This is a genomic window from Cryobacterium sp. MP_3.1, assembly GCF_035984795.1.
Classification (GTDB): Bacteria; Actinomycetota; Actinomycetes; order Actinomycetales; family Microbacteriaceae; genus Cryobacterium; species Cryobacterium zongtaii.
This window is the reverse complement of sequence record NZ_JAXCHV010000061.1, coordinates 1-3,722: the sequence shown is the minus strand read 5'-3', so window position 1 is coordinate 3,722 and position 3,722 is coordinate 1. Positions and strand designations below refer to the sequence as shown.

3 protein-coding genes are annotated in these 3,722 nt (G+C 61.1%); all 3 read left to right on the top strand.

The window, feature by feature from the left end; genetic code table 11:
* Window positions 1-604 (top strand): GspE/PulE family protein (locus RCH12_RS18380; RefSeq protein ID WP_327017865.1); only part of this gene is annotated, 604 nt, incomplete at its 5' end.
* A gap of 19 nt (window positions 605-623) precedes the next feature.
* Window positions 624-2,135, top strand: a complete 1,512-nt coding sequence (locus RCH12_RS18375; RefSeq protein WP_327017864.1) for a type IV pilus twitching motility protein PilT — start codon at window positions 624-626, stop codon at window positions 2,133-2,135.
* The gene (locus tag RCH12_RS18370) at window positions 2,135-3,364 is read left to right on the top strand and encodes a type II secretion system F family protein (protein WP_327017863.1); all 1,230 of its coding nucleotides are present in this window, start codon (window positions 2,135-2,137) and stop codon (window positions 3,362-3,364) included. Before RCH12_RS18375 ends, RCH12_RS18370 begins: the two co-directional genes overlap by 1 nt.
* Window positions 3,365-3,722: the final 358 nt, after the last annotated feature.

Sequence of the window (3,722 nt, the reverse complement as noted above, 5' to 3'; positions counted from 1 at the left end):
TGGGCTGGACATGGTGGGACTTCCTGATTCTCGCCCTACGTCAAACGGCGGACTTGCTCTGAGCTACTGGCCTCAACTCACCCTGACACGTAGGGACCACGAAACTGCGCAGATCGCCATTGAGGCCTCACTCACAGGGCACCTCGTCCTGTCAACACTTCACACCAATGACGCCCCGAGTGCCATTACCCGACTCACCGAAATGGGAATCGAACCGTTCCTCGTCGGGTCTGCCCTGGACTGCGTGGTGGCACAACGGCTCGCCCGGCGCCTGTGTGACAAATGCAAGGCACCGTCGGCACTTACCGCAGCGGACCTGACCCGATTGCGTTTCGCTTTCGACCCGGCTCAGCCGTTGCCGACAATCTACGAGCCGGTCGGCTGCACACAGTGTTCCAAGACCGGCTACCGCGGACGAATTGCCGTCCATGAGGTCATGACCGTGACCGAGGAGATCGAGCGTCTCGCCGTCGCCCGGTCATCAAGCGCCGAAATCGCCCGCGTCGCGCGCGACCAGGGCATGATCACCCTCCGCGAAGACGGCTGGGCCAAGGCCCGCCTGGGTTTGACATCGATCGAAGAAATCTTGCGAGTGGTCGCGTAGTGCAAAAGGGGACATCCACATGAGCCAGCCCATCTATGACATTCCGGTGACTCCGCCGCAGCGTCCTCACGGAGATGAAGAGACCGGGGCCGAACCAGAGGCGCCCACCGCCGAGCCGGTGCCGTGGTATCTAGCCGACCCGGCAGATTCTCCGGCCACCGAAACGGTCCCGTTCAAGTCAAAGTACGGCGACCCTGCCGAGGCCGTGACTGTATTTCCGACCCATGCTGAGCCGGCTCGGACGGGCGCGGAATCTCCGCCAGACCTCACCCGGTCGGCACTGGACGGCTCCAACTCTGGGCGTGTCCTTCGCCCGCGGGCGGATGCACGTGCCGACGCCGCCCGACCCAGGCGCGCCGAGCGGCCAGAAGTCACGACAGGACCCGACCAGGACCTCCTGGACGCACTGCAGGAAGTACTCGATCTCAACGGCTCGGACCTGCACATCACCGTCGGCGCACCACCCAATCTACGGGTGAACGGCAGCCTGCGCCCGTTCGACAACGCGAGGATTTGGGCGTTCGAAAAGGTCTCGAACGCGCTGCTCAGTATCCTTACTCCTGCCCAACGCATGGAGTTTGAGCGGGAGCTGGAACTCGACTTCGCCTATACGGCCAACGGTGCCCGTTTCCGGGTGAATTTCTACCAGCAGCGCGGGTCGATCGGTGCAGCATTCAGGTTGATCCCGCGCGAGATCAAGCCGCTCAAGGAGCTGGGGATGCCCGAGGCAGTGTCCCGTTTCGCAGCAATGCCGCGTGGGCTCGTGCTCGTCACCGGTCCCACGGGCTCGGGCAAGTCCACCACCTTGGCCGCGCTCGTGGACGAGGTCAATCGCACCCGCGCCGACCACATCGTCACCGTTGAAGACCCGATCGAGTTCCTGCACAAGCACCGGATGTCGCTGGTAAACCAGCGCGAAGTTGGCAGCGACACTAAGAGCTTTGCCGCAGCCCTCAAACACGTTCTCCGTCAGGACCCCGATGTGATCCTTATCGGCGAGCTCCGAGACCTCGAAACCATCTCGGTGGCAATCACCGCCGCGGAAACGGGTCACCTCGTTTTCGCGACCTTGCACACCCAGAGCGCAGCGCAGACCATTGACCGCCTGATCGACGTCTTCCCGCCGGAACAGCAGGCGCAGGTGCGCTCACAGCTGGCGGCGACCCTGCAGGGGGTCGTCTGCCAGACGTTGGTGAAACGGGTGGACCACGGCCGGGTGGTAGCCACCGAGGTGATGTTTGCGACCCCTGCCATCGCCAACCTGATCCGCGAGGGCAAGACCTACCAAATTCCCTCCGCCATGCAGGCCGGTCGCGCGCAGGGGATGCACACCATGGACCAGCACCTGGCTGAACTCGTCGACGCGGGTCTGATCAGCCATGCATCGGCCGAGGAAAAGGCGCAGGATCCGCAGGGCCTCACCCAGTTGATCCGGCGGGTGGACCCGGCGGCAACGGCGACAGCGAACTCACCGATGTCGGCCGACGGCATCGACTTCGGTGACGCCTACTCGGGCGGCAAGGGGCACTAATGCCATCAACATCCGCCTTCGCGTACACGGCCCGCGATGCCGAGGGCAAAGCGACCAAGGGCCGGCTGGACGCGTCCTCCGAAGGCGCCGCCGTTGCGCGCCTGCGCACCATGGGACTCACGCCGATTTCGATGTCCCTAGTGCCGGCGGCAAGCGGACTCAGCCGCGAAATCAACATACCGGGGCTGAGTAAGGGTGTAGGTCTGAAAGACCTGGCGATCATGAGTCGCCAGATGGCCACAATGATCGGCGCGGGGCTGTCGCTGCTACGAACCCTGAACATTCTTGCTGATCAAACAGAGAGCAAGCCGCTCACAACGATCCTGATCAAAGTGAGGGACGATGTCGAAACGGGGATATCGATCTCCGATGCTCTGTCGCTGCACTCTGAGGCGTTTCCACCGTTGATGATCAACATGGTGCGAGCCGGCGAAACAGGCGGCTTCCTTGATGGTGCCCTGGAATCGGTTGCGGAGAACTTCGAAAAAGAAGTCAAGCTTCGAGGCACCATCAAGTCGGCGATGACCTATCCGGTCATCGTGCTGCTGATGTCCCTGGTATCAGTAATGATCATGCTGATCTTCATTGTCCCAATCTTCGAGGAGATGTTCACAGGGCTGGGCAGCGCGTTGCCCCTACCCACCATGATTTTGGTGCACGTCTCAAATTCCATGGTCTTCGTGGTGCCTGTCCTGCTGGTCCTCGGCGTTGGTTTCGCCCTGTGGTGGCGAACAAACAAGCACACCCTGCGAGTCCGCATGAAGCTCGATCCGCTCAAGCTCCGGCTGCCGGTCTTTGGCCCGCTCCTCCAGAAGATCGCGGTCGCTCGGTTCAGCCTGAACTTTGCGAACATGATCGGTGCGGGTGTCCCCATCCTGCAGGCGCTGAAGATCGTGGGCGAAACCTCCGGCAACTGGGTGATTGAGAACGCCCTCACTAAGGTTGCTGAATCCGTTCGCCAGGGCCAGTCCATCGCGGCGCCGCTGCGGCAACAGCCGGTATTCCCACCGATGGTCACTCAGATGATCGCTGTGGGAGAAGACGCCGGTTCGCTGGAGACGATGCTCAACAAGATTGCGCAGTTCTACGACCAGGAAGTCGAATCCTCGACGGAGCAGCTTACGGCGGCTATAGAACCGCTATTGATCGCATTTCTTGGTGTGATTATCGGTGGCATGGTCATCGCGCTGTACATGCCGATCTTCAGCATCGCGGGTGCCATTAAGTAGCTTTGTACAGATGCGGACGTCGGAGATGGCTTGGGTTGATTGGGTGCCATTCGCGCATAGTGCGTTGGATGTAGTCACTTCGACGTACCCCCGTTCTGGGGGGACAGACTTCGTAAAATACTCTTCTTTTGGGTTTTTACCTGAAAATAACCTGCGAATATTAGGCAAGTCCGAACGGGCCCGACCGCAAGGTCACCGACGCCCAAAGAAAAGGATCTCTCGTGCTAGCTCGCAGCCTCGCCGCTCTCAACCGCCGTCGCAACAACTGAACCGTCCCTGATTTCCTGCCGCTTTCTTTCTGGTGAAAGGATTCGGATATGCCCAAGAAACACCCAACAGAGGTTCGCGAACGAGCGGT

Coding starts and splice junctions, on each gene's coding strand:
- RCH12_RS18370 (WP_327017863.1), top strand. CDS start 2,135: ATGCCATCAACATCCGCCTTCGCGTACACGGCCCGCGATGCCGAGGGC.
- RCH12_RS18375 (WP_327017864.1), top strand. CDS start 624: ATGAGCCAGCCCATCTATGACATTCCGGTGACTCCGCCGCAGCGTCCT.